A 21374-nucleotide genomic window follows, 5' to 3' on the forward strand; every position below is an offset into this window, starting at 1 on the left:
ATTTGCACGACACTCTGGATCAGAAGGGCTCTGCGCCCACCCAGCTTAAAGGGCAGGGGGATGGGGGCAATCTGGCAGATCAGGCCTATGACGGGCGCCGTCTGTCCTATGCGACCACCTTCGACAATCCGTTCCAGCGGATCACGATCCAGACGATGGAGTTTCTGACCGGCAAACTCCGCCTTCTACGCCTGATCCGCAAGTTCGAGGCGATGGGCGTGCCCCATGGCCAGCCGTTCTGGAAACAGGCTCTGGATGTGATGGGTATCCCCCTGACCACCCCGCAAGAACAGATCAACCGCATTCCGGAAACCGGCCCGCTGATTATCGTCGCCAACCACCCTCATGGGCTGGTGGATGGCATGGTGCTGGCCGAACTCATCGGTCGCCGCCGGACCGACTACAAGATCCTGACCCGCTCGCTTCTGACCGGCGTGGGCGAGATCGACGAATTCATGATCCCCGTCCCCTTCGCCCACGAAGAGGACGCGCTGCAGCAGAACCTTGAGATGCGCAAGAAAGCCATGTCGCATCTGGCAGACGGCGGCGTAATCGCGCTGTTCCCGTCGGGCGTTGTCGCTTCATCGGACACGCTGATGGGCGATCCGGTCGAACGCGAATGGAACCCCTTCACTGCGAAAATGATCCAGCGCTCGAATGCGCAGGTGCTGCCCATCTATTTCCCCGGTGCAAACTCGCGCTGGTACCAGATGGCGAACCGGATATCGGCGACAATGCGTCAGGGCTTATTGCTTTACGAAGTGTGCCACGCCCTGAACAAGCCGCAGGCCCCTGTGGTTGGGGAAATGATCGATCGCGATACCATTAAGGAATGGTCCAGCAATCCGCGCGGGTTTATGGCTTGGCTGCGCGAGCAGACACTTGCACTGGGCAAGAAGCGCTAAGCGCCTGTTTCTTCTTTATTGCATAAATACTCATATCTGGCCCGTGCGGTGCGCGCGAGCTGTGAGTATTTTCACAATAAAGAAGCATATTTGGCTGCGCTTCTCCTGATCTAAATACTCAAAAGGCGCAGGGCTCAGGTTCCATGCGCTTTTTGTTTCGGGGCTCAGCTTGCGTGGGCGAAGGCGGCTGCCAGAAGGGCTTGTGCGTATTCGGTTTTTGGGGCGGTAAAGACGTCTTCGGCGGTGCCGGTTTCGACCACATCGCCGTTTCGCATGACCATCACTTTGTGAGACAGAGCGCGGACGACCCGAAGGTCATGGCTGATAAAGAGGTAGGCCAGCCCGTATTTCTGCTGCAGATCGCGCAGGATGTCGACGATCTGAACCTGTACAGTCATGTCCAGCGCTGAGGTAGGCTCGTCCAGAACCAGCAGTTTGGGCCGCAGGATCATAGCGCGGGCGATGGCGATCCGCTGGCGCTGGCCGCCAGAGAACTCGTGCGGGTAGCGGTGCATGGTTGCGGGATCAAGGCCGACTTCGGTCATGATCTCGGCCACTAGTTCGTCTTTGCTGCGGTGGCTATCGATTTTGTGGACGCCAAGGCCCTCGGCGATGACCTGAGCGCAGGTCATACGGGGGCTGAGGCTGCCGAAGGGGTCTTGGAAGACGATCTGCATGTCCCGCCGCAGGTGGCGCAGTTCTTTGGTGCTGAAGCGGCGCACATCCTGTCCGCTGACGTAGATTCCGCCAGTGCTGTCGATCAGGCGCATGGCCGCAAGGGCGGCGGTGGTTTTGCCCGAGCCGGATTCCCCGACGATGCCAAGGGTCTCTCCCGCCCGCAGGGTCAGGCTGAGATCGTTGACTGCCTTTACGTGGCCTACAGTGCGTTTCAGAAGGCCCGCCTGAATGGGGAACCAGACCCGCAGGTTCTGGGTCTTCAGGACCTCTGGTGCGTCCTCAGGGGCAGGTAGGGCCACGCCCTTGGGTTCGGCAGCCAGCAGCATCTGGGTATAGGGGTGCTGGGGGTTGGCGAAAATCTCGGCGGTGGGACCGGCTTCGACAATCTCGCCGTTCTTCATGACGCAGACACGGTCGGCGATCTTGCGCACAATCCCGAGATCATGGGTGATGAACAGCAGGCTCAGACCTTCGGCCTTTTTCAATTCCGCCAGCAGGTCCAGAATCTGCGCCTGAATGGTGACGTCCAGCGCGGTTGTGGGTTCGTCCGCGATCAAGAGGTCCGGCTTGTTGGCCAAGGCCATAGCGATCATCACACGCTGGCGCTGGCCACCGGACAGCTGGTGCGGATAGCTGCCAAGGCGGGTTTCGGGGTCGCGAATGCCAACCCGTGTCAAAAGCTCAATGATCCGGTCGCGGGCCTGCGCGCCGATGATCCCTTGGTGCAGGGCCAGCGTTTCCCCCAGCTGCTTTTCCAGCGTGTGCAGCGGGTTGAGCGAGGTCATCGGTTCTTGGAAGATAAAGCTGATGCCGTTGCCGCGCACCTGTCGCAGGGTCTTTTCCGAGGCGGTGACCATGTCCTGCCCCTGATAGCGCACTGCGCCACTGACTTCGGCAGAATCTCCTAGCAGTTGGACGGTAGACAGGGCCGTCACGGATTTGCCCGAGCCGGATTCGCCCACCAGCGCGACGGTTTCGCCCTTTTCAACGGTGAAGGACACGCCTTTGACGGCTTTGAATGTCTGACCGTCCTGGCGGAAGGCCACTTGCAGGTTATCGACCTCCAATACATGCGTCATTTGAAGGTCTTTCTTGGGTCGAAGGCATCGCGCACGCCTTCAAAGATGAAGACCAGCAGCGAGAGCATGATGGCGAAGGTAAAGAAGGCGGTGAAGCCAAGCCACGGGGCATGAAGGTTCTGTTTGGCTTGCAGGGTCAGCTCGCCCAAAGACGGGGCCGAGGAGGGTAGGCCAAAGCCCAGAAAATCCAGACCCGCCAGCGTGCTGATGGTGCCGGTGATGATGAAGGGCATCATAGTCAGGGTGGCGACCATAGCGTTGGGCAGCATGTGGCGGAACATGATGGTCCAGTTGCCGACCCCCAGTGCCTTGGCGGCGCGGACGTATTCCAGATTGCGCGCCCGCAGGAATTCGGCGCGGACAACCCCCACTAGAGAGGTCCAGCTGAACAGTACGGTCAGGAACACCAACAGCCAGAAGCTGCGCCCCAAAATCGCGAACATGATGATGATGATGTAGAGCGAGGGCGTCGCGCCCCAGATCTCGATCACCCGCTGGAAGATCAGGTCCAGCCAGCCGCCAAAGAACCCCTGGACAGCGCCTGCAATGATCCCGATGACCGAGGCCAGCGCGGTCACGATCAGGGTAAAGATGATCGACAGGCGGAAGCCGTAGATCACCCGTGCCAGCACGTCCCGCGTGGTGTCATCGGTGCCAAGCCAGTGATCGCCATCGGGCGGACTGGGAGCGGCGCGGCCAATGTCGTTGGGGGTGTCGTAGCTGTAGGGGATGGGCGGCCAGATCATCCAGCCGGTTTCAACCGCCTCACCCTCGACTGTGCCGTTTTCCTGCGCCTCTTGCATGAAACCTTCGGGATCGTCCCAGCAGGCCTCAGAGCCACCGGTGGTGATCAAACACTGGACTTCTACGTCGCGGTAGATGGCCTCGGTCCGGAAATCACCGCCAAAGGTGGTTTCGGGGTAGAATTTCAGCACGGGCACGTACAGTTCGCCCTGATAACGGACGAGGATCGGTTTGTCGTTGGCTAGAAACTCGGCAAAGAGGGACAGGCCGAACATCAGGATAAAGATGATCAGCGACCAGAACGCCCGCCCGTTGGCGCGGAAGTTCCGCCAGCGGCGCTGGTTCAGCGGAGACAGAGCCATCAGCCTTCCCTCCGTTCAAAGTCGATGCGCGGATCAACCGCCACATACATCAGGTCCGACAGGATGCCGACCACAAGGCCGATCAGGCCAAAGACGAACAGTGTGCCAAAGATCACGGGGTAATCGCGGGCCACGGCGGCCTCAAACCCCAGACGGCCAAGGCCATCCAGCGAGAACAGGGTCTCGATGATCAGGCTGCCACCGAAGAAGACGCCGATAAAGACCGAGGGAAAACCCGCAATCACGATCAGCATCGCGTTGCGGAAGATGTGGCCGTAGAGGACGGATTTTTCCGACAGGCCCTTGGCGCGGGCGGTCATGACGTACTGCTTTTTGATCTCGTCCAGAAAGCTGTTCTTGGTCAGCAGGGTCAGGGTCGCAAAGGCGCTGATCGTGCCTGCCAGAACCGGCAGGGTGATGTGCCAGAAATAGTCGGCGATCTTTGCGCCAAGGGACAGGCTGTCCCAGTTGTCGCTGGTCAGCCCCCTTAGCGGGAAGATTTGCCAGTAGCTGCCCCCTGCAAACAGAACAATCAGAAGGATTGCGAACAGAAAGCCCGGGATGGCATAGCCGACGATGATGGCGCTGCTGGTCCACACGTCAAAGCTGCTGCCATCGCGAACGGCCTTTTTGATCCCTAGAGGGATCGAGACCACATAGGCGATGATGGTCGACCACAGGCCAAGGGTGATTGAGACCGGCATCTTTTCCATCACGATTGAAAAGACCGGCGCGTCGCGGAAAAAGCTCTCGCCAAAGTCCAGATGCAGGTAGTTCCAGATCATGATGCCGAAGCGTTCCAGCAGCGGGATCATTTCCTTTTCGCACTCGGGGTGCTTGAGGTCAGGGGTGCCTTCGAACCCGTCCGTGCAGACGATGCGGGCGAAGCCGTATTCGATTTCCAGTCGAGCGATCATTTCAGGGGGCAGGCCGCGGGCGCCAAGGTAGGCGCTTTCGCTTTCACCCGATCCGATGTTCACGTCATTGCTGCCACCTGCGATGCCTTCGAAGACATCGCCTTCGCCCTGAAAGCGGGCGATGGCCTGTTCGATCGGGCCACCGGGCACAAACTGGGTGAGGGCAAAGTTGACCAGCATGATCCCGAACAACGTCGGGATCACGAACAGCAATCGCCTGAGGATATAGGCACCCATCTAGCCTGCTCTCTTTCTTTTATCGTTCAGGGCCTTAGCGCAGAACGCCCGCGTCTTTCAGGGCCTGACCCTTTTCGGCGTTGTACCACCACCAGTCCATGGAACCCATATCGAAACGGGGCAGTTCTGCGGGATGTTCGTACATATCGTAGTAGGCTACCCAGTAGCTGTCGTTGAACCATGTGGGGATCAGGAACCGCTCTTGCCGCAGAACGCGGTCCAGCGCGCTGACAGCGGGCTTGATCTGCTCGTCGGTGGTGCTGGCCACGATCTCGTCGATCAGCTTGTCTACGCCCTCATTCGCCAGCCCTGCGGGGTTGAACAGGCTATAGGCCGCATCCGCCGAGCCGAACTGCTGCGCCAGACCGGTCGAGGGACGTTCGAACATCGTGTAGGCGGTGTAGATCATGTCATAGTCGCGATCGCGGCGGCGATTGGTGTATTGCGCAGGGTCCACGCGGTTGTAGACCGCTTCCACACCCAAAGCCTTCAGGTTCTCGATGTAGGGCAGGACGATCCGGTCGAAGGTCGGAGTGTCCTCTAGAATTTCCAGCTTCAGGGTCTGGCCATCCTTGCGGCGGATACCATCATCACCAGCGATCCAGCCTGCCTCTTCCAGCAGCTTTGACGCCTTGCGCAGATTGCGGCGGTCCAGCTGGCTGTCGCCAGAAGTATGGGCCATCACAGGCTCGGCGGTTTGGATCCCTTCGGGCAGGACGTCTTTGTATTTCTCCAGCAGGGCCAGTTCTGCGCCTTCCGGCACCCCTTGGGCCGCGACGGGGCTGTTTTCGAAGAACGAGTTGCGCTGACGGAACAGGCCATACTGCACCTGCGCGTTGGTCCATTCAAAGTTATAGGCCAGCCCGATTGCTTCACGGACGCGGATGTCTTGGAATTTCGGTTTGTCCAGATTGAACACAAAGCCCGCAGCCGCAGGCACGTTGCCGTTTGGCAGCTCGGTTTTCACCACATGACCGTCGCGCATGTTCGGGAAATCATAGGACGTGGCCCAAGAGCGAGAGCTGTTTTCCTGACGGAAGGTATAGGCACCGGCCTTGAACCCCTCCATCGCGGCGTTGCTGTCCGCGAAATATTCATAACGAATGCGGTCAAAGTTGTGACGACCTTTGTTGATCGGCAGATCATAGCCCCAGTAATCCTCGCGGCGCTTATAGGTCACGCGGCGGTTGATGTCGTAGCCTTCCAGAATGTAGGGGCCCGAACCGATGCCCATCTCCATTCGGCTTTCGTCCAGACGGGCACCCGATTCTTCGAACCATTTTTTCGAGAACACAGGCGCGCCACCGACCTGATCGATCAGGGCACGGCGGGGAATGTCAGGGGCGAAGGTGAACTTGACGCTCAGATCATCCAGCTTTTCCACGCCGATGACCCGCTTACTGACTGCCTCGCGGTAGCTTTGCAGGGATTGTTCCATCATCAGATTGTGGCTGAAGACCACATCGTCCGCCGTGACGGGCGATCCGTCCGAGAAACGTGCCTCAGGGCGGATGTGGAACGTCACCCACGACATGTCCTCGGGGTATTCAAGGCTTTCTGCCAGCAGACCATAGGATTCCTCCATGGTGTCGGCGGTGTCTTCCAGCAGGGATTCGTACTGGATGCCGCCACCAGCCGCTGCGCGGCCCTTGCGGGAATAGGGGTTCATGCTGTCGAAGGTGCCTTCGGCGGAAACCGAAATCTCGCCACCTCTGGGGGCATCGGGGTTCACATAGTCCAGATGCGGAAAGTCAGCAGGGTACTTCGGCGCACTCCAGAAGGAATAGGCGTGGGTCTTGATGATCTTTTGCTCGGCCTCTTGGGCGCGGGCGTAGCTGGCAACGGACAAAACCCCCAGCCCTAGCAGACCTGCCATCAGAACGCGGCGCATCGGGTTGCGCGGGTCGGGGCGGGCCATTGTTCGGGCGATTGCGGTACGCGCGCCGTGGCGGGGGTGGATCATCCTGTTCCTCCTAAGACATGTCGCTGTCACGACAATATAGGACAGGACGCTAACGGGGGAAGGCAGGGGGTTTCAAGTCGAGGATGTGTGAGTTCCCGTGAACCCGCCCTTTGCATGCGAAAAAATGCATAAAAAAAGGGGCGGTCCGAAAACCACCCCTTTTCAAATCTCTGCGATCTGGTGATCGGCTTAGTTTGCAGTGCTCTGCAGGTAGGCCACCAGGTTGGCGCGGTCTTCGACGCTTTTCAGACCAGCAAAGCCCATCGCGGTGCCGGGGGCGGCGCTTTTGGGGTTGGTCAGGAAGTGGTCCAGTGCCTCGGGGGTCCAGGTCTCGCCGACTTGCAGCAGGGCGCCCGAGTAGGCGAAGCCCGCAACGCTGTCGATTGCGCGACCGACGACCGCGTGAAGGTGCGGACCGGTTTTGTTTTCGCCGTCTGCGACCGAGTGACATGCCGCGCACTTCTTGAAGACTTTTTCGCCCTTGCCTGCGTCTGCGCTGGCCAGAAGGGTTGCGAAGTCAGGGCCTTCTTCGGCCTCGCCAGCGCCACCGGCGTCAGCAACTTCGATCATATAGCCCTGTGCGTGCTCGTCGCCGTGACCACCACCCACGTGGTAGATCTCCTCGGCGACCCACTTGCCCAGAAGGAAAATCAGAAAGGCGCCGCAAAATCCGCCCAGTACCTTGGTGAAGGTCATCGTATCAAGCATGGCTCGCGTCTCGTATCGTTAGCTATTGCGGCTTCATATGCGCTTCCCCCCTAGGGACGCAAGGTGTAGTTACCGCGACCAAACGACCGAAACCGCAGAAATGGACCGAAAACATGACAAAATGCATCGCTTTCCAGGGGGAACTGGGGGCTTATTCCCATCAGGCATGCCGCGAAGCATGCCCTGATTTCGACGTTTTGCCTTGTGCAACCTTCGAAGATGCCATCGAAGCGGTTCGTTCGGGGCAGGCTGACCTTGCCATGCTGCCGGTCGAGAACTCGACCTATGGCCGAGTGTCGGACATTCACCACATGTTGCCCGAATCCGGCCTGCACATTGTCGGCGAGGCCTTTGTCCGCGTCCGAATCACTTTGCTGGCCGTCAAAGGAACCAAGCTGGAAGAGGTGAAAACCGCCACGTCGCACCCGATGCTGCTGGGGCAGTGCCGCAGTTTCCTGACCGAGCATGGCATCAAGCGGATCACTGGCGCGGATACCGCAGGCTCTGCCCGCGTGATCGCCGAGCGCAATAAACCCAGTGACGCCGCACTTGCCAGCGAGCTGGCGGGCGAAATCTACGGTCTGGATGTGCTGGCCAAGGATATCGAGGACGAGGGCACCAACACCACCCGATTCCTGATCATGGCGCGCGAGCCTGATTTGAGCCGTCGCGGCGAGGGCAAGATGATGACCACCTTCGTGTTCCGCGTCCGCAACATTCCCGCGGCGCTTTACAAGGCGATGGGCGGTTTTGCGACCAACAGTGTCAACATGACCAAGTTGGAAAGCTACATGGTCGGCGGCCAGTTCACCGCGACCCAGTTCTACGCGGATATTGAGGGTCATCCCGAGGATGAAAACGTCAAGCTGGCGATGGAAGAGTTGAATTACTTCACCGACCATATCCGCGTGCTTGGGGTATACCCGTCTGATCGACCGCGCGGGTAAGGACTGTTGTCGGGGGCTCTGCCCCCGGCCTGCGGCCTTCCCCGAGGTATTTTCGCCTAGATGAAGCCTGCGGTTTGCCGATTGGCGGGCAGGGACAATGTAAACAGTAAAAGGCACCCGTTGGGGTGCCTTTTTCAATTTAATAACAAAAAGTTCAGGCGACGCGGGAGGCGGATTTCTCGATCTCGCGCGCGTATTCGTAGGCCCGTTTCTTGAAGCGTTTGGTCAGATTCGCCTTGGCCAGTTTGAAGGACTGGATCATCAGGCGGGCCGAGAGGGTTCGGGGTTTGAGTTCCAGATCCATCGACAGGCGCGTGCGTTTGCGCGACAGGGCGGTCAGGTCAATGAGTAGTGTATGTTCAATCCCGCCAGCGCGGCCTGCGAAGCTGAAAGAATCAGGGGCGGTGATGGCCAGCAGTGTGGCGGTCATCTGGCGCTCCTTGCCGCGCATCTTGAAGTCGATGGTCCAGGTTGTGCCCGGCGCGATCGGCGCGGTTTCATCAGAGCGGCGTACGATGATTCCCCTGCGCAGGGCTGCACGCTCGAACTGCTCCAGATCACTGACATGGGCAAAAACCTCTTCGATGGGGAGGTCGATATCTTCGCGCGTGCTGAATTTCATCGTGGTGGTATTCCGTCGTAATCAAAAAATCGATGCTGTTGCGTTAGTCTAACCGATCCGACAGCCAATGTTCCAACAAGAACTGGGCGATAGAGCCCTTGCGGGCGGGGTGAATGGTCGGATGTTGCCCTATGAAGGCGCGGGCCACCTCTTCGCGGCTGACCCAGATTGCGTCTTCCAACTCGGCGGGGTCGATTCGGATCTGGTCGCTGGTGGCATCGCCCATGCATCCCATCATCAGGCTGGCGGGGAAGGGCCAGGGCTGGCTGGCCAAATAGGTGACGCTGCCCACGGTGATTCCCGCCTCTTCCAGCACTTCGCGGCGGACGGCGGCCTCAAGGGTTTCGCCGGGCTCTACGAAGCCTGCGAGGAGGGAGTACATGCCCTCTGGCCAGCCGGGTGAGCGTCCCAATAGGACCGAGTTGCCATGAGTGATCAACATGATCACCACCGGATCGGTGCGCGGGAAATGGGTGGCGTGGCAGCCTTCGCAGCCGCGTTGCCAGCCGCCGTGTTCTATGTGCGAGAGCTGGCCGCAGGCGGCGCAAAAGCCGTGGCGGCGGTGCCATTCGAACATCGCTCGAGCCGTTGCCGCCAATTCCGCATCGCGAGGGCTGAGGCGGGTCATGACGCCGCGTAGTTCGGCGAAGACGTGGCCGTCATCCGCAGCGGGGTGGTGTTGTTCGGTCTGGTCGAAAAAGCCACCGAGGGCGCTGGCGTCCAGCCCTTCGGGCCACCAGTTGCCAAGGTCGTGGATGAAGATTGCGTCCTCGCCCTCGCGCCCAAGGAAAATCTGTTCGCCGGTGCAGGCTTTTAACAGGGGATGGCCTGTGGGCAGGACTGCAAGTCGGTCCAGATCAGGCTGTACCACCAGAGGTTTGCCGCGCCACATGACCAGATGGCGCGTTGTCACGGCACTGAGCGCGGCCTCTATCGCGGCTTTGTCCGCGCGCAGATGAGCGGCGCGGTCCAGACCCGATCCTCCGAAGGTGACGGTTTCGGCCAATTTCATGTGTCTTCTCCCGCTTGCTCTGGCTTCTTCGCACGAGGCGGCGGGCGCGGCAACGATTTGGGCTTTATTAGATGCACTCTTTACGAAGATATCTTGCCACAGGCGATGGCGGGAAAGCTGCATTTTACCTGCGCCTTCATTGTGCTATCGGGTGCAAAGCGTGGATGATAGCGGTAACGCTGCCTGCGCGCGATGTGTGTAGTGACTGGCGGCGTGTTGGAGAGATTGATGAAATTCGATGCAGTGATTTTCGATCTGGATGGAACCTTGATCGACACCGAGGCTCTTGGCTGGCAAGCGGGCCGCGCCGCGTTCGAGGCCCACGGGATCGCGCTGGATGAGGATTTGTTTCATCAGCTCGTCGGAAAAGACAAAGGCACTGGCGGGCAGATCCTGCGGGATTTCTATGGCGATATCGATCTGGAGAGCATCAACCGTCATTGGCTGGAGGGGGTGAATGCCCTTTATGCTGAAGGTATTCCGCACAAGAAGGGGCTGATGGAGGCTTTGGCCGCTGTGGATCGCGCGGGCTTGCCCAAGGCGATTGCCACATCCTCGCAACTGGATGAGGCGGCGTTGAAGATGGCCAAATCGGGGTTGGATGCTCATTTCGATGTGGTGGTGACGGTGGCTCATGTAGAGCGCGCCAAGCCTGCGCCAGACCCTTATCTGCTGGCCGCTGAAAAGCTGGGTGTCGCGCCTGAGCGGGCGCTGGCGTTCGAGGATTCCGAGACCGGCGCCGAGGCGGCATTTGCCGCAGGTTTGACTGTGGTTCAGGTGCCTGATGTGATTCCCAGTTCCCGCCGGTTTGCCCATTTTGTCGCGGATGATCTGGCGTCGGGGCTGGAATGGGCAGGGATTGAGGTCTGATCACCTCTTGCATCGGTGGCTTTGACGTCCTAAATGAGGCCTTGAGAGGTTGGCGCGGGCGAGCGCCTCGCCAACCCGGTCAGGTCCGGAAGGAAGCAGCCGCAACGAGCCCCGTTCGGGTCGCTGTTCAACCTCTCACCTTTCACGACAGTGATAGCCGCGATGTGCGGGGGCTTTGCCCCCGTCGCGCTTTGGCGCGACTCCCCCAAGGTATTTTTGCCAAGATGAAAGCTGCAGCGCTGGACGTTTGACAGGCCCGCGCATAGGTTTGGCCCGTGAGAATTGTGAGGCCTTATGAGCGAAACCGGACAGACCGCCTATCAGGTGCTGGCGCGCAAATACCGTCCCGAGACCTTTGCCGATCTGGTGGGGCAGGATGCGATGGTGCGCACGTTGAAGAACGCCTTCGCGGCGGACCGGATTGCGCAGGCCTTTATCATGACCGGCATTCGGGGCACGGGTAAGACCACCACGGCGCGGATCATTGCCAAAGGCATGAACTGCATCGGGCCCGATGGGACCGGTGGGCCGACGACCGAGCCTTGTGGCCAGTGTGAGCATTGCACGGCCATTATGGAAGGCCGGCACGTAGATGTCATGGAGATGGACGCGGCCTCGCGCACGGGTGTGGGTGATATTCGCGAGATCATCGACAGCGTTCATTATCGGGCGGCTTCGGCGCGGTACAAGATTTACATCATCGACGAAGTTCACATGCTGTCGAACAGTGCGTTCAACGCGCTGCTCAAGACGCTGGAGGAGCCTCCGGCCCATGTGAAGTTCATCTTTGCGACCACTGAAATCCGGAAAGTTCCTGTAACGGTCCTGTCGCGCTGTCAGCGGTTTGATCTTCGGCGGATCGAGCCTGAGGTGATGATTGCCCTGCTGCGCAAGATCGCAGGCGCGGAAGGCGCTGAGATTGCCGATGACGCGCTGGCGCTGATCACGCGTGCGGCGGAAGGGTCGGCGCGGGATGCGACGTCGCTTCTGGATCAGGCGATCAGCCACGGGGCGGGCGAAACAACTGCCGAGCAGGTGCGGGCGATGCTGGGTCTGGCAGACCGGAGCCGCGTGATGGACCTGTTCGAGATGGTAATGGCCGGTGATGCGGGCGGAGCCCTGACTGAACTGGGTGCGCAATATGCAGACGGGGCAGACCCGCTGGCGGTGCTGCGGGACATGGCCGAGATTACCCATTGGATCAGTGTGGTGAAGATCACGCCGGATGCCTCGGAAGACCCGACCATTAGCCCTGATGAGCGTCGGCGCGGGGTGGATCTGGCGGCTCGGTTGCCGATCCGTGCCATGACGCGGATGTGGCAGATGTTGCTGAAAGCGCTGGAAGAAGTGAGCGCCGCACCTAACGCTATGATGGCGGCAGAGATGGCGATCATTCGCCTGACCCATGTGGCGGACCTGCCAAGCCCCGAAGATCTGGTGCGCAAGCTGCAAAGCGATCCACCCCGGCCCGGTGGTTCGAACGGAAGCGGCGCCGTGCCCACAGGTGGCGGCAGTGTGACGGCGCGGGGCTTGATGCCCCCGACGGCGCAGGCCCCTTCCGGTGGCGCGACGATGATGCGGGGCGGCGGGGCGCAACCGGCTGCAGAGGCGCTGGATGCCCATGCGCTTTATCCAACGTTTGACGCTGTGGTGGCGCTGTTGCGGGAAAGCCGTGACGTCAAGCTGTTGATCGAGGTCGAGAACTATTTCCGCCTTGCCAAATACAGCCCCGGCCGGATCGAGTTCCAGCCGACAGAACAGGCGCCCGCCGATCTGGCGCAGCGTCTTGGCCAGCAATTGCAGCGCTGGACCGGCGCCCGTTGGGCGGTGATCGTGGTGAAGGACGGTGGGGCCGAGACCATCGCCGAAGAGCGGGATGCCGAAGCCCGTGCCTTGCGCGCTCAGGCAGCGCAGCATCCGCTGGTGGCGGCAGTGCTGGCGCAATTTCCGGGCGCTGCGATTTCAGAGATCAAAACTCCGCAGGCGCAGGCCGCCGAGGCATTTGCCGAAGCCCTGCCCGAAGTGGATGACGAGTGGGATCCCTTCGAGGATCAGTAACGGACCCTGAACAGGAGAAACCCGATGTTCAAGAATCTGGGCGCCATGGGTGACATGGCCAAGATGATGAAAGCTGCCAAGGAAATGCAGGGCAAAATGGCCCAGTTGCAGGAAGACATGGCGAATATGATGGTCGAGGGCGAAGCTGGTGCCGGTCTGGTGAAGGCGACCGCGAACGCCAAAGGCAAGGTGACCAAGCTGGACATCGACCCCTCGATCTTCAACGCCGAAGAGAAAGAAGTGGTCGAAGACCTGATCCTTGCAGCGATTACCGATGCGCAGACGCGTGCGCAGGAACGTGCCAAGCAAGAGATGAACAAGCTGGCCGAAGACATGGGTCTGCCTGCGGGCATGGACCTGCCGCTCTGAGGGTATGGCATTGGACGGCACGCGGGATATTGAGGCGCTGATCGAGATGATGGCGCGGTTGCCGGGGCTTGGGCCCCGCTCGGCTCGGCGTGCCGTTTTGCAAATGATCCGCAAGCGGGGGCAGCTTTTGGCGCCGCTTGCCGAACAGATGTCAAAGGTGGCGGCGACAGCGCGGGAATGCCTGCGCTGCGGTAATGTCTGCACCTCTGATCTTTGTGAAATCTGTTTGTCCGACAAGCGTGCCACTGGCGAAATCTGTGTGGTGCAGGATGTGGGTGATCTGTGGGCCATGGAGCGAGGCGGGGCCTTCGCTGGCCGCTATCACGTTCTGGGCGGCACGCTTTCGGCGCTGGACGATATCGGCCCCGAGGACCTGCGTATTCCCCAATTGGTCACCCGTGTCCGCGAAGAAGGTGTGAGCGAGGTCATTCTGGCCTTGAACGCCACTGTGGACGGCCAAACCACCGCCCATTACATCGCTGATCAGTTGGAAGGTCAGGTGCGCCTGACGTCACTGGCGCAGGGCGTCCCCATCGGCGGAGAGCTGGATTATCTGGACGATGGGACGATTTCGGCGGCTCTACGCGCACGTAAATCAATCTAATTTTAACTTTTCGGAACTTTAAACGGGCCGGTGCGTTCACAGTCATGAATGCAAGTTAAAGGCCTTTTTATTATGTCTATCGAAGACGACCGGTGGCGCGACGAGATCGAGTTCTGGCTGTCACCCTCAAGTTTTTGCAAGCTCCGCGTCGCGAAAGATGCGGTTATGGTGCTGCCTCAGGCGCGAGGGATCGTGCATGGTGCAGACGTTCTGAGTGTTTTGGGCGATGCTGATCGCTGGGATCAGGTCAGCTTTTCTGATGAAATCTCTCTGGAGCACGGGGATTGCTTTGTGCTGGCCTATGAGGCTCGGGCCGAGGCGGAGGGCCGCGTGTATCGCGCGCTGTGTAGCTCGACCTATTGCCGTAGTGGCGACCGCTGGCAGATGATCGCCCATCACCGGAATGCACTGGATTAGGGCACACTACACTTTTGTTAAAATGAAAAAACCCGGCCAAGAAGCCGGGTTTTTGCTGTTTTCTTGATGGGTGCCAGATCAGGGCTGTTCGTCCTCGTCTTCGTCGTCCTTGCCACCGGGCAGGTTGAAGAAGCTGTCCGCGCTGCGGCTTTCATCAAAGTTGTCTTTTTCGTCGTCGTCGTTCGACAGGCCGAATGTTTCAAAGCCTTCGATGCCGCTGGGCAGACGGGGTTCGTCTTCCATGGCAAGGCTTTGCTCGGTGCTGACCAGTTTGCGACGCTCGTCGTCGGTCATCACGCCTTCTGCGCGGCGCTTTTCAGCGGCTTTTTGAACGGCGGTGTCCAGTTCCGACTGTTTGCACAGGCCCAGAGCGACCGGATCGATCGGCTGGATGTTGGCGATATTCCAGTGGGTCCGCTCGCGGATAGCGGCGATGGTCGGTTTGGTGGTGCCGACCAGCTTGGCGATCTGGCTGTCCGCCAGTTCCGGGTGGAACTTGACCAGCCACAGGATCGACGCGGGACGGTCCTGACGCTTGGACAGGGGGGTGTAGCGCGGGCCACGGCGCTTTTCCTCGCCCTGAGCGGCGGCGTTGAATTTCAGGCGCAGTTTGTACAGCGGGTCCGCTTCGGCGCGCTTGATCTCTTCGGGGTCCAGCTGATTGTTCGCGACCGGGTCAAAGCCACGGACCGAGCCAGCCACATCACCATCTGCGATGCCCTGAATTTCCAGTTCGTGCAGTCCGACGAAATCCGCGATCTGCTTGAAGCTTAGCGTGGTGTTGTCAACGAGCCAGACGGCCGTTGCCTTCGCCATGATCGGTTTGCCCATATCGTCACTCCTTGAGTATATTTTCCCCGTCGCCCGGCTGCGGGCTGTTCCGGTATTTGCGGAACGGGTTCACTTTGTTAGGGGAACTGGCAGCCCATATAGCGTGAATTGTGTTGAAGGAAAAGAGCCTATGCGTTTGATTTTTGCTTTGCTTGTTTGGGCAGGGATGTGGGGAACGCCCACCTTGGCGGACGGTGAACCCGCTGGAGAGTTCGATTATTATGTGATGGCCCTTAGCTGGAGCCCCAACTGGTGCGCGATCGAAGGGGATGCCCGTGATGCGCCTCAGTGTGACACCGATCTGGGGTGGAGCCTGCACGGCCTGTGGCCCCAGTTCCATCGGGGCTGGCCGTCCTATTGCCGCACGACCGCCCGTCCGCCGTCGCGGGCGATGACCGCATCCATGGCCGATATCATGGGCGATGGCGGCTTGGCGTGGTATCAATGGAAAAAGCACGGGGTCTGTAGTGGGCTGGAAGCTGACGCCTATTTCGACCTTGCCCGCCGCGCTTACAACAGCGTGACCCGTCCAGCGGTGTTTCGCAAGCTGGACAAGTCCGTGAAGCTGCCCGCGAAATTAGTCGAAGAGGCGTTTATTAAGGTCAATCCGACGATTGATCCTGATGAATTGACGGTCACTTGTATGGATGGCCGCATTCAAGAGGTTCGCATCTGTCTGTCGAAAGACCTGACGCCTGTGCCGTGTGGCGCGGATGTGATCAAGGACTGCACGATGAAAGACGCGCTGTTTGATCCCATCCGCTAAAGGGCCTTAGGCGACCTTCATCACAATCTTGCCGATATGCCCGCTGCTTTCCATGCGGGCATGGGCCTTGGCGGCGTCTTCCAGCGCGAACTCGCTGTCCATGACGGGGCCGATGCGGCCTGCATCCAGCAGGGGCCAGACGTGTTCGCGCAAGGCCGCTGCGATCTTGGCTTTGGCCAGATCGCTTTGCGGGCGCAGGGTGCTGCCGGTGATGGTCAGACGGCGGGTCATCACCTGAGCAAAGTTCAGTGCGACCTTTGGCCCTTGCAGGAAGGCGATCTGCACAAGGCGGCCATCATCGGCCAGACACTTCACATTTCGGGGAAGATAATCGCCGCCGACCATATCGAGGATCAGATTGGCGCCGCCCTCGGCGCGGAGAATCTCGACGAAGTCCTCTTCGCGATAGTTGATCGCCCTTTCAGCGCCCAAATCCAGACAGGCCTGACATTTCTCGGCCGAGCCTGCGGTGACGAAGACCCGTGCGCCAAAGTGGTTCGCCAGTTGGATCGCCGTTGTGCCAATACCGGACGAGCCGCCGTGGATCAGGAACCGTTCGCCCGCAGTCAGGCCGCCGCGCTGGAAGACGTTGGACCAGACGGTAAAGAAGGTCTCGGGCAGGCAGGCGGCGCGATCAAGGCTCATGCCTTGCGGGACGGGCAGGCAGTGGGCGGCAGGGGTTGCCACATATTCCGCATAGCCGCCGCCGGGCAGCAGGGCGCAGACCTGATCGCCGACCTTCCAGTCCGACACGCCTTCACCAATGGCGCTGATGGTGCCCGAGCATTCCAGACCGGGCAGATCACTGGCGCCGGGGGGCGGGTTGTATAGGCCCGCCCGTTGTAGGGCGTCAGGACGGTTCACGCCCGCGTAGGCGACTTTGATCACCACCTCACCGGCTTTCGCCGCTGGAATAGGCCTGCGGGCTGGGGTCAGCACCTCGGGTCCGCCAGCTTGGGCGATCTCGATCACGCGCATATCTTGGGTCATGGAAAATCCTGTTATTTCTGAGTGTCTTGATCCGCCGACACGTGACCGGGCAGATCACGGAAGCCTCGGCCTTGCGGGGCGCGGATGTTGGAAAGGATCATGTTCGGCCCTGCCATCATCTTGGACAGCAGGCGGTTGTTGCGCATCTGGGCTTTGAATTTCTCGATCTGCATGACGTTGTCGATCCGCCGGTCAAGGAAGGCCCATGTTGCCTCATGGCCTTCGCTGTCATCGCCAAGCCAAAACAGCACGGTGGTCGAGTAGACGCCCGACAATGTGGCCCGCTTGGAATACCAGTTCACATCGTCCGAGGTGTCGCCGATGGCATTCCAGATCTTGTCGCAAGTCTCCCACACCAGTTTGGTGCCTTCGCCCGCATGTTGGGGCAGGGCGAAGAGGGTCATGCCGCGACGGACCAGTTCCTTGTCCTCAACCAGCTCAAGGCGGGTGCGCACACCGAACGCGATCTTTTCGCGGATTTTCAGGGCGTCCAGATCAGCCTCTTGCATCCGCTGAACCATCTGCGCGTCACCTGCACGGTGATAGGCAACCGCCAAATCCAGTGCACCGCGCGGGCAGATGATCTTGGCCATTTCCGCGGACATTCCGGTGTCTGCGACCGCCATGTCAAAGGCGGGTTTGGTCCAGCCGTCAAAGGGAACGTGCATGACGATCGCATCCAGCAACTGGGTTTGTGCACTATCGGACGGCGTGTTCATCGGACTCTCCTGTCTGTCTTGCGGCCATGCTAGACAAATAGGGCGGCCGATGCTATATGGCCACTTCCTGCAATGCATCGAAACTTTAGACTAGAAAGGTGGTGACACCACTATGCAGGTCAGTGTTCGCGATAACAATGTTGATCAGGCGCTTCGTGCCCTGAAAAAGAAGCTTCAGCGTGAAGGCGTATTCCGTGAGATGAAGCTACGGCAGCACTTCGAGAAGCCCTCTGTAAAGAAGGCTCGTGAGAAGGCCGAAGCGATTCGCCGTGCCCGTAAATTGGCGCGTAAGAAGGCCCAGCGCGAAGGTCTCTAAGACATTCGCCACTGAAAAGTGTCTGGAACCCCCGAGGCTGCGCCACGGGGGTTTTGTTTTGCCCTAAATCCGCTTGCGCGGGCTGGTGCCCGTCCATTTTCGATAGGCGCGGAAAAATGCGCTGGGTTCGGAATAGCCCAAGGTGGCCGCGATCTGGGCGACGGTTTGGTTCGGGTCCTCCAGCATCCGCCGCGCACGCTTGCGCCGCAGATCATCCTTGATCGCCAGATAGCTTTGCCCTTCCGCCCGAAGGCGTCTGCGCAAAGTGGCGGGCGAGGTTTTCAGGGAATTCGCCAGCGCATCAAAGTCCGGCCAGTCCTCTGCTGCCATGCCTGCAAGGTGTTGCCGGACGCGGGCAGCGGTTTCCTGATCATGTCGAAAGCGGATCAGAATATTTGCGGGCGCTTTTCTCAGAAAGAGATTCAGGCTGCTCTCATCTTGAACACAGGGCAAGGACAGATGGCGGGCATCCAGCACCAGCCGCGTGGCGTCAGCGTTGAACTTCACTGGCGCTCCGAAGAACTGGCCGTACTCGCTGCGGTCCACTGGCGCTGGGCAAGCAAAATCCAAGCGCATCAAGGGCAGGCGTCGCCCCACCAGCCAGCACGCGACCCCCATTAGGATCAGCCAGTATGTGCGGTAGGCAAAGGCACTGCGCGGGTGGGTGTCGGTCAGGGTAATCACCGCCTCGCCCTGTTGCACGGTCAGCGCCCCCGCCGGATGGTCCAGCACAACAGTCAAAAACCGCAGCGCCCGTTGTAACGCTTGCCGCAAATTGGCTGCCCCGACCGTCGCCTGACACATCAAGGCAAAGCTGCCGGGCCGCATGGGCCGCGCGCCCAGACCAAAGAATTCATCCTGCATCACTTGCGCAATGTGCCACCAGAGCTGGCCGTAGATCTGGGCCGAGACCGGTTTGCTGACATCCAGCCCTTGCAACAAAGGCGCAGGGTCATGACTGGCGCTGCGCAGGCAGGACAGGGCATCTTCGATAAACTCGGCAGAGATATGAGGTGTCTCCATTGCCACACAACATGGCATTTCCGATCATCATTCAAGTCAATTGATGTCATTGCTTGCCACCTTCCAACGGCTAGTCTGCGCGCAAACCCGCGCGGGAGGCGCGGTGACGGAGGACAACATGGATATTTCAGAAAAGGCCTTTGTGGTCACAGGCGCAGGTTCGGGCCTTGGGGCGGCCGTGGCGACAATGCTGGTGGGCGCAGGTGCCAAGGTGCTAATCGCAGACGTTAATGAGGCAGCAGGCGTGGCGCAGGCCGAGGCATTGGGGCAGGGCGCCGTCTTTTGCCGCACGGATGTGACCAGCGCCACCGACGGGCAGGCGGCAATCGACGCTGCCCTTAATGCTTTCGGTCGGCTGGACGGTTTGGTGAACTGCGCCGGTGTTGCGCCCGGCGAAAAGATCTCTGGCCGCGAGGGCCCCCACGATCTGGACAGCTTTTCCCGCGCTATTCAGATCAACCTTATCGGCACCTTCAACATGCTGCGCCTTGCCGCTGACGCGATGGTCAAAGCGGCCCCCGGCCCCGACGGAGAGCGCGGTGTGATCATCAACACTGCCTCGATCGCCGCCTTTGACGGACAAATCGGACAGGCGGCATACGCGGCGTCCAAAGGGGGCGTTGCGGCGCTGACCCTGCCTGCGGCCCGCGAATTGGCCCGCCACGGAGTGCGCGTGGTCACCATCGCACCTGGTATCTTTGAGACGCCAATGATGGCAGGCTTGCCCCAAGACGTTCAGGACTCGCTCGGGGCATCGGTGCCGTTCCCGTCGCGCCTTGGGAAGCCGGCAGAATACGCCGCCCTCGTGCGCCATATATGTGAAAACACGATGCTGAACGGCGAGGTGATCCGTCTGGACGGCGCCCTGCGCATGGCACCGCGGTAAGAAGAGGAGGCAAAGATGTCAGCAATAGATCCGGTTGTCATCGTCGGCATGGCCCGCACGCCCATGGGCGGCTTTCAAGGGGACTTCGACGGAGTCGCAGCCAGCGCTCTGGGAGGCGAGGCAATTCGCGCCGCAGTCCAGTGCGCGCAACTCGCGCCCGAGGCCATCGAAGAGGTCATCATGGGCTGCGTCCTACCCGCAGGTCAGGGACAAGCGCCCGCGCGGCAGGCTGCTCTGGCAGGGGGCTTGCCCCTTGCGGCTGGGGCGACCACGGTGAATAAAATGTGCGGTTCGGGGATGAAGGCGGCGATGCTGGGCCACGATCTCTTGCTGGCGGGCAGCGCCACAGCGGTCGTTGCCGGCGGTATGGAAAACATGTCCAACGCGCCATACCTGCTGCCAAAGGCGCGGGGCGGCTACCGCATGGGCCATGGCGCTGTTCTGGACCATATGTTTCTCGACGGGCTGGAAGACGCTTATGACAAAGGCCGCCTCATGGGCACCTTTGCCGAGGAATGCGCCCAGTCCTACGGCTTCACCCGCGAACAGCAGGATGACTATGCCATCACCTCGCTCAAACGGGCCCAGGCGGCCATCGCAGAAGGCTATTTCACCGATCAGATCACACCTGTCACCGTCTCGACCCGCAAAGGCGATACTGTCATCAGCATCGATGAGCAGCCCGGCAAAGCCCGTCTGGACAAAATCCCGACCCTGCGTCCGGCCTTTGCAAAGGACGGCACCGTGACGGCAGCCAACGCCTCCTCGATCTCGGACGGCGCGGCAGCACTGGTGCTGATGCGTGAAAGTCAGGCGCTGGCCCAAGGTCTCACCCCACTTGCGCGGATCACGGGCCATACCACTCACGCCCACCAGCCAAGCCTCTTCCCGACCGCACCCATTGGCGCCATGGAGAAACTTTCTGCCAAGACCGGCTGGGCTCTCAAGGATGTGGATCTTTTCGAAGTGAACGAGGCATTCGCCGTTGTTGCCATGGCGGCCATGCGCGATCTCGATCTGCCGCACGATAAGGTCAACATCCACGGGGGCGCTTGTGCATTGGGGCACCCCATCGGCGCTTCAGGGGCCCGCATCATGGTGACCTTGCTCGCAGCCCTGCAAACCCATGACCTCAAACGGGGGGTTGCCTCACTCTGCATCGGCGGGGGCGAGGCAACGGCGATCGCGATCGAACGGCTCACCTAACTGTTTCATCTTGGTGAAAATACCTCGGGGGTTCGGGGGCAGAGCCCCCGTGCGCCCAAGCGCGACACACTACCGAAATGGGCTTTCAGATCACATCGAAAAAATCTGCGGAAATTTCGGATTTCCTGATTTTTCGTTCTTGACC

The 21374-nt window shown here is 60.3% G+C and carries 22 protein-coding genes and 1 other RNA gene; 12 read left to right on the forward strand and 11 right to left on the reverse strand.

Features of this window, described 5'->3' with window-relative positions; translation table 11 throughout:
• Nucleotides 1-2: 2 nt before the first annotated feature.
• Entirely contained in the window at nucleotides 3-905 is a 903-nt protein-coding gene (locus tag CLV74_RS13725; RefSeq protein ID WP_425430980.1) for a lysophospholipid acyltransferase family protein, read from the forward strand.
• Nucleotides 906-1069: 164 nt separating this feature from the next.
• Here CLV74_RS13725 and CLV74_RS13730 read toward each other — a convergent pair whose 3' ends face one another.
• The 5 genes from CLV74_RS13730 to CLV74_RS13750 all read right to left on the reverse strand — a co-directional run bounded on the left by CLV74_RS13730 (nucleotide 1070) and on the right by CLV74_RS13750 (nucleotide 7593).
• Complete coding sequence (locus CLV74_RS13730; RefSeq protein ID WP_106265749.1) at nucleotides 1070-2662, reverse strand: ABC transporter ATP-binding protein; 1593 nt, start codon at nucleotides 2660-2662, stop codon at nucleotides 1070-1072.
• Complete coding sequence (locus CLV74_RS13735) at nucleotides 2659-3768, reverse strand: ABC transporter permease (protein ID WP_106265751.1); 1110 nt, start codon at nucleotides 3766-3768, stop codon at nucleotides 2659-2661. The genes CLV74_RS13730 and CLV74_RS13735 overlap by 4 nt, the downstream gene beginning before the upstream one ends.
• Complete coding sequence (locus CLV74_RS13740; RefSeq protein ID WP_106265753.1) at nucleotides 3768-4922, reverse strand: microcin C ABC transporter permease YejB; 1155 nt, start codon at nucleotides 4920-4922, stop codon at nucleotides 3768-3770. The genes CLV74_RS13735 and CLV74_RS13740 overlap by 1 nt, the downstream gene beginning before the upstream one ends.
• A 34-nt stretch (nucleotides 4923-4956) precedes the next feature.
• On the reverse strand, nucleotides 4957-6885 hold the full coding sequence (locus CLV74_RS13745) for an extracellular solute-binding protein (protein WP_170108054.1): 1929 nt from the start codon (nucleotides 6883-6885) through the stop codon (nucleotides 4957-4959).
• Nucleotides 6886-7074: 189 nt separating this feature from the next.
• Nucleotides 7075-7593, reverse strand: coding sequence for a c-type cytochrome (locus CLV74_RS13750; protein WP_106265755.1), 519 nt, complete (start codon nucleotides 7591-7593; stop codon nucleotides 7075-7077).
• A gap of 113 nt (nucleotides 7594-7706) precedes the next feature.
• Between CLV74_RS13750 and CLV74_RS13755 the strand changes: the two genes are divergently transcribed.
• On the forward strand, nucleotides 7707-8540 hold the full coding sequence (locus tag CLV74_RS13755) for a prephenate dehydratase (RefSeq protein WP_106265757.1): 834 nt from the start codon (nucleotides 7707-7709) through the stop codon (nucleotides 8538-8540).
• Nucleotides 8541-8694: 154 nt separating this feature from the next.
• On the opposite strand, the gene CLV74_RS13760 is transcribed toward CLV74_RS13755, so the two are convergent.
• Nucleotides 8695-9162 carry an SRPBCC family protein gene (locus CLV74_RS13760; RefSeq protein WP_106265759.1) on the reverse strand — a complete coding sequence of 156 codons (468 nt, stop codon included), beginning with the start codon at nucleotides 9160-9162 and terminating at the stop codon, nucleotides 8695-8697.
• 43 nt (nucleotides 9163-9205) lie between these two features.
• A complete protein-coding gene (gene nudC / locus CLV74_RS13765) occupies nucleotides 9206-10174 on the reverse strand; it encodes an NAD(+) diphosphatase (RefSeq protein ID WP_106265761.1) in 969 nt (322 codons plus the stop codon).
• A gap of 228 nt (nucleotides 10175-10402) precedes the next feature.
• Between nudC and CLV74_RS13770 the strand changes: the two genes are divergently transcribed.
• The 6 genes from CLV74_RS13770 to CLV74_RS13795 all read left to right on the forward strand — a co-directional run bounded on the left by CLV74_RS13770 (nucleotide 10403) and on the right by CLV74_RS13795 (nucleotide 14492).
• Nucleotides 10403-11044: an HAD family hydrolase gene (locus CLV74_RS13770; protein ID WP_170108055.1), complete on the forward strand. Its 642-nt coding sequence runs from the start codon at nucleotides 10403-10405 to the stop codon at nucleotides 11042-11044.
• Nucleotides 11045-11087: 43 nt separating this feature from the next.
• Nucleotides 11088-11184, forward strand: an RNA gene (ffs, locus tag CLV74_RS13775) — signal recognition particle sRNA small type.
• A gap of 154 nt (nucleotides 11185-11338) precedes the next feature.
• Nucleotides 11339-13102: a DNA polymerase III subunit gamma/tau gene (locus CLV74_RS13780; protein ID WP_106265765.1), complete on the forward strand. Its 1764-nt coding sequence runs from the start codon at nucleotides 11339-11341 to the stop codon at nucleotides 13100-13102.
• 24 nt (nucleotides 13103-13126) lie between these two features.
• Nucleotides 13127-13471, forward strand: coding sequence for a YbaB/EbfC family nucleoid-associated protein (locus CLV74_RS13785; RefSeq protein ID WP_106265767.1), 345 nt, complete (start codon nucleotides 13127-13129; stop codon nucleotides 13469-13471).
• Nucleotides 13472-13475: 4 nt separating this feature from the next.
• On the forward strand, nucleotides 13476-14075 hold the full coding sequence (recR, locus tag CLV74_RS13790) for a recombination mediator RecR (protein ID WP_211299053.1): 600 nt from the start codon (nucleotides 13476-13478) through the stop codon (nucleotides 14073-14075).
• Nucleotides 14076-14147: 72 nt separating this feature from the next.
• Nucleotides 14148-14492 (forward strand): nuclear transport factor 2 family protein, encoded by a 345-nt coding sequence (locus CLV74_RS13795; RefSeq protein WP_106265769.1) that lies wholly within the window; start codon nucleotides 14148-14150, stop codon nucleotides 14490-14492.
• A gap of 78 nt (nucleotides 14493-14570) precedes the next feature.
• Here CLV74_RS13795 and CLV74_RS13800 read toward each other — a convergent pair whose 3' ends face one another.
• A complete protein-coding gene (locus CLV74_RS13800; RefSeq protein WP_106265771.1) occupies nucleotides 14571-15323 on the reverse strand; it encodes a DUF1013 domain-containing protein in 753 nt (250 codons plus the stop codon).
• 130 nt (nucleotides 15324-15453) lie between these two features.
• Here CLV74_RS13800 and CLV74_RS13805 point away from each other — a divergent pair, with 130 nt between their 5' ends.
• Nucleotides 15454-16089, forward strand: a complete 636-nt coding sequence (locus CLV74_RS13805) for a ribonuclease T2 family protein (protein WP_106265773.1) — start codon at nucleotides 15454-15456, stop codon at nucleotides 16087-16089.
• Between the two features lie 6 nt (nucleotides 16090-16095).
• Here CLV74_RS13805 and CLV74_RS13810 read toward each other — a convergent pair whose 3' ends face one another.
• Together CLV74_RS13810 and CLV74_RS13815 are read right to left on the reverse strand one after the other, a co-directional pair.
• Nucleotides 16096-17079 carry an NAD(P)H-quinone oxidoreductase gene (locus CLV74_RS13810; protein ID WP_106265775.1) on the reverse strand — a complete coding sequence of 328 codons (984 nt, stop codon included), beginning with the start codon at nucleotides 17077-17079 and terminating at the stop codon, nucleotides 16096-16098.
• A gap of 11 nt (nucleotides 17080-17090) precedes the next feature.
• Nucleotides 17091-17798, reverse strand: a complete 708-nt coding sequence (locus tag CLV74_RS13815) for a COQ9 family protein (RefSeq protein WP_106265777.1) — start codon at nucleotides 17796-17798, stop codon at nucleotides 17091-17093.
• 112 nt (nucleotides 17799-17910) lie between these two features.
• Here CLV74_RS13815 and rpsU point away from each other — a divergent pair, with 112 nt between their 5' ends.
• Nucleotides 17911-18114, forward strand: a complete 204-nt coding sequence (gene rpsU / locus CLV74_RS13820) for a 30S ribosomal protein S21 (protein ID WP_106265779.1) — start codon at nucleotides 17911-17913, stop codon at nucleotides 18112-18114.
• 63 nt (nucleotides 18115-18177) lie between these two features.
• Here the strand turns inward: rpsU and CLV74_RS13825 are convergent, their stop codons facing one another.
• Nucleotides 18178-19137 (reverse strand): AraC family transcriptional regulator, encoded by a 960-nt coding sequence (locus CLV74_RS13825; RefSeq protein ID WP_106265782.1) that lies wholly within the window; start codon nucleotides 19135-19137, stop codon nucleotides 18178-18180.
• Between the two features lie 118 nt (nucleotides 19138-19255).
• On the opposite strand from CLV74_RS13825, the gene CLV74_RS13830 reads away from it, so the two are divergent.
• Both CLV74_RS13830 and CLV74_RS13835 read left to right on the forward strand, forming a co-directional pair.
• On the forward strand, nucleotides 19256-20023 hold the full coding sequence (locus CLV74_RS13830) for a 3-hydroxyacyl-CoA dehydrogenase (protein ID WP_106265784.1): 768 nt from the start codon (nucleotides 19256-19258) through the stop codon (nucleotides 20021-20023).
• A gap of 15 nt (nucleotides 20024-20038) precedes the next feature.
• Nucleotides 20039-21229, forward strand: coding sequence for an acetyl-CoA C-acyltransferase (locus CLV74_RS13835; protein ID WP_106265786.1), 1191 nt, complete (start codon nucleotides 20039-20041; stop codon nucleotides 21227-21229).
• Nucleotides 21230-21374 lie beyond the last annotated feature (145 nt).

Origin of the sequence: Donghicola tyrosinivorans (assembly GCF_003003355.1) — a bacterium.
Taxonomy (GTDB): domain Bacteria; phylum Pseudomonadota; class Alphaproteobacteria; order Rhodobacterales; family Rhodobacteraceae; genus Donghicola; species Donghicola tyrosinivorans.

What these genes read in the sequence shown, in the direction of transcription:
- CLV74_RS13730 (WP_106265749.1), bottom strand. Translation starts at nt 2,662, where the DNA reads ATGACGCATGTATTGGAGGTCGATAACCTGCAAGTGGCCTTCCGCCAG.
- CLV74_RS13735 (WP_106265751.1), bottom strand. Translation starts at nt 3,768, where the DNA reads ATGGCTCTGTCTCCGCTGAACCAGCGCCGCTGGCGGAACTTCCGCGCC.
- CLV74_RS13740 (WP_106265753.1), bottom strand. Translation starts at nt 4,922, where the DNA reads ATGGGTGCCTATATCCTCAGGCGATTGCTGTTCGTGATCCCGACGTTG.
- CLV74_RS13745 (WP_170108054.1), bottom strand. Translation starts at nt 6,885, where the DNA reads ATGATCCACCCCCGCCACGGCGCGCGTACCGCAATCGCCCGAACAATG.
- CLV74_RS13750 (WP_106265755.1), bottom strand. Translation starts at nt 7,593, where the DNA reads ATGCTTGATACGATGACCTTCACCAAGGTACTGGGCGGATTTTGCGGC.
- CLV74_RS13755 (WP_106265757.1), top strand. Translation starts at nt 7,707, where the DNA reads ATGACAAAATGCATCGCTTTCCAGGGGGAACTGGGGGCTTATTCCCAT.
- CLV74_RS13760 (WP_106265759.1), bottom strand. Translation starts at nt 9,162, where the DNA reads ATGAAATTCAGCACGCGCGAAGATATCGACCTCCCCATCGAAGAGGTT.
- nudC (WP_106265761.1), bottom strand. Translation starts at nt 10,174, where the DNA reads ATGAAATTGGCCGAAACCGTCACCTTCGGAGGATCGGGTCTGGACCGC.
- CLV74_RS13770 (WP_170108055.1), top strand. Translation starts at nt 10,403, where the DNA reads ATGAAATTCGATGCAGTGATTTTCGATCTGGATGGAACCTTGATCGAC.
- CLV74_RS13780 (WP_106265765.1), top strand. Translation starts at nt 11,339, where the DNA reads ATGAGCGAAACCGGACAGACCGCCTATCAGGTGCTGGCGCGCAAATAC.
- CLV74_RS13785 (WP_106265767.1), top strand. Translation starts at nt 13,127, where the DNA reads ATGTTCAAGAATCTGGGCGCCATGGGTGACATGGCCAAGATGATGAAA.
- recR (WP_211299053.1), top strand. Translation starts at nt 13,476, where the DNA reads ATGGCATTGGACGGCACGCGGGATATTGAGGCGCTGATCGAGATGATG.
- CLV74_RS13795 (WP_106265769.1), top strand. Translation starts at nt 14,148, where the DNA reads ATGTCTATCGAAGACGACCGGTGGCGCGACGAGATCGAGTTCTGGCTG.
- CLV74_RS13800 (WP_106265771.1), bottom strand. Translation starts at nt 15,323, where the DNA reads ATGGGCAAACCGATCATGGCGAAGGCAACGGCCGTCTGGCTCGTTGAC.
- CLV74_RS13805 (WP_106265773.1), top strand. Translation starts at nt 15,454, where the DNA reads ATGCGTTTGATTTTTGCTTTGCTTGTTTGGGCAGGGATGTGGGGAACG.
- CLV74_RS13810 (WP_106265775.1), bottom strand. Translation starts at nt 17,079, where the DNA reads ATGACCCAAGATATGCGCGTGATCGAGATCGCCCAAGCTGGCGGACCC.
- CLV74_RS13815 (WP_106265777.1), bottom strand. Translation starts at nt 17,798, where the DNA reads ATGAACACGCCGTCCGATAGTGCACAAACCCAGTTGCTGGATGCGATC.
- rpsU (WP_106265779.1), top strand. Translation starts at nt 17,911, where the DNA reads ATGCAGGTCAGTGTTCGCGATAACAATGTTGATCAGGCGCTTCGTGCC.
- CLV74_RS13825 (WP_106265782.1), bottom strand. Translation starts at nt 19,137, where the DNA reads ATGGAGACACCTCATATCTCTGCCGAGTTTATCGAAGATGCCCTGTCC.
- CLV74_RS13830 (WP_106265784.1), top strand. Translation starts at nt 19,256, where the DNA reads ATGGATATTTCAGAAAAGGCCTTTGTGGTCACAGGCGCAGGTTCGGGC.
- CLV74_RS13835 (WP_106265786.1), top strand. Translation starts at nt 20,039, where the DNA reads ATGTCAGCAATAGATCCGGTTGTCATCGTCGGCATGGCCCGCACGCCC.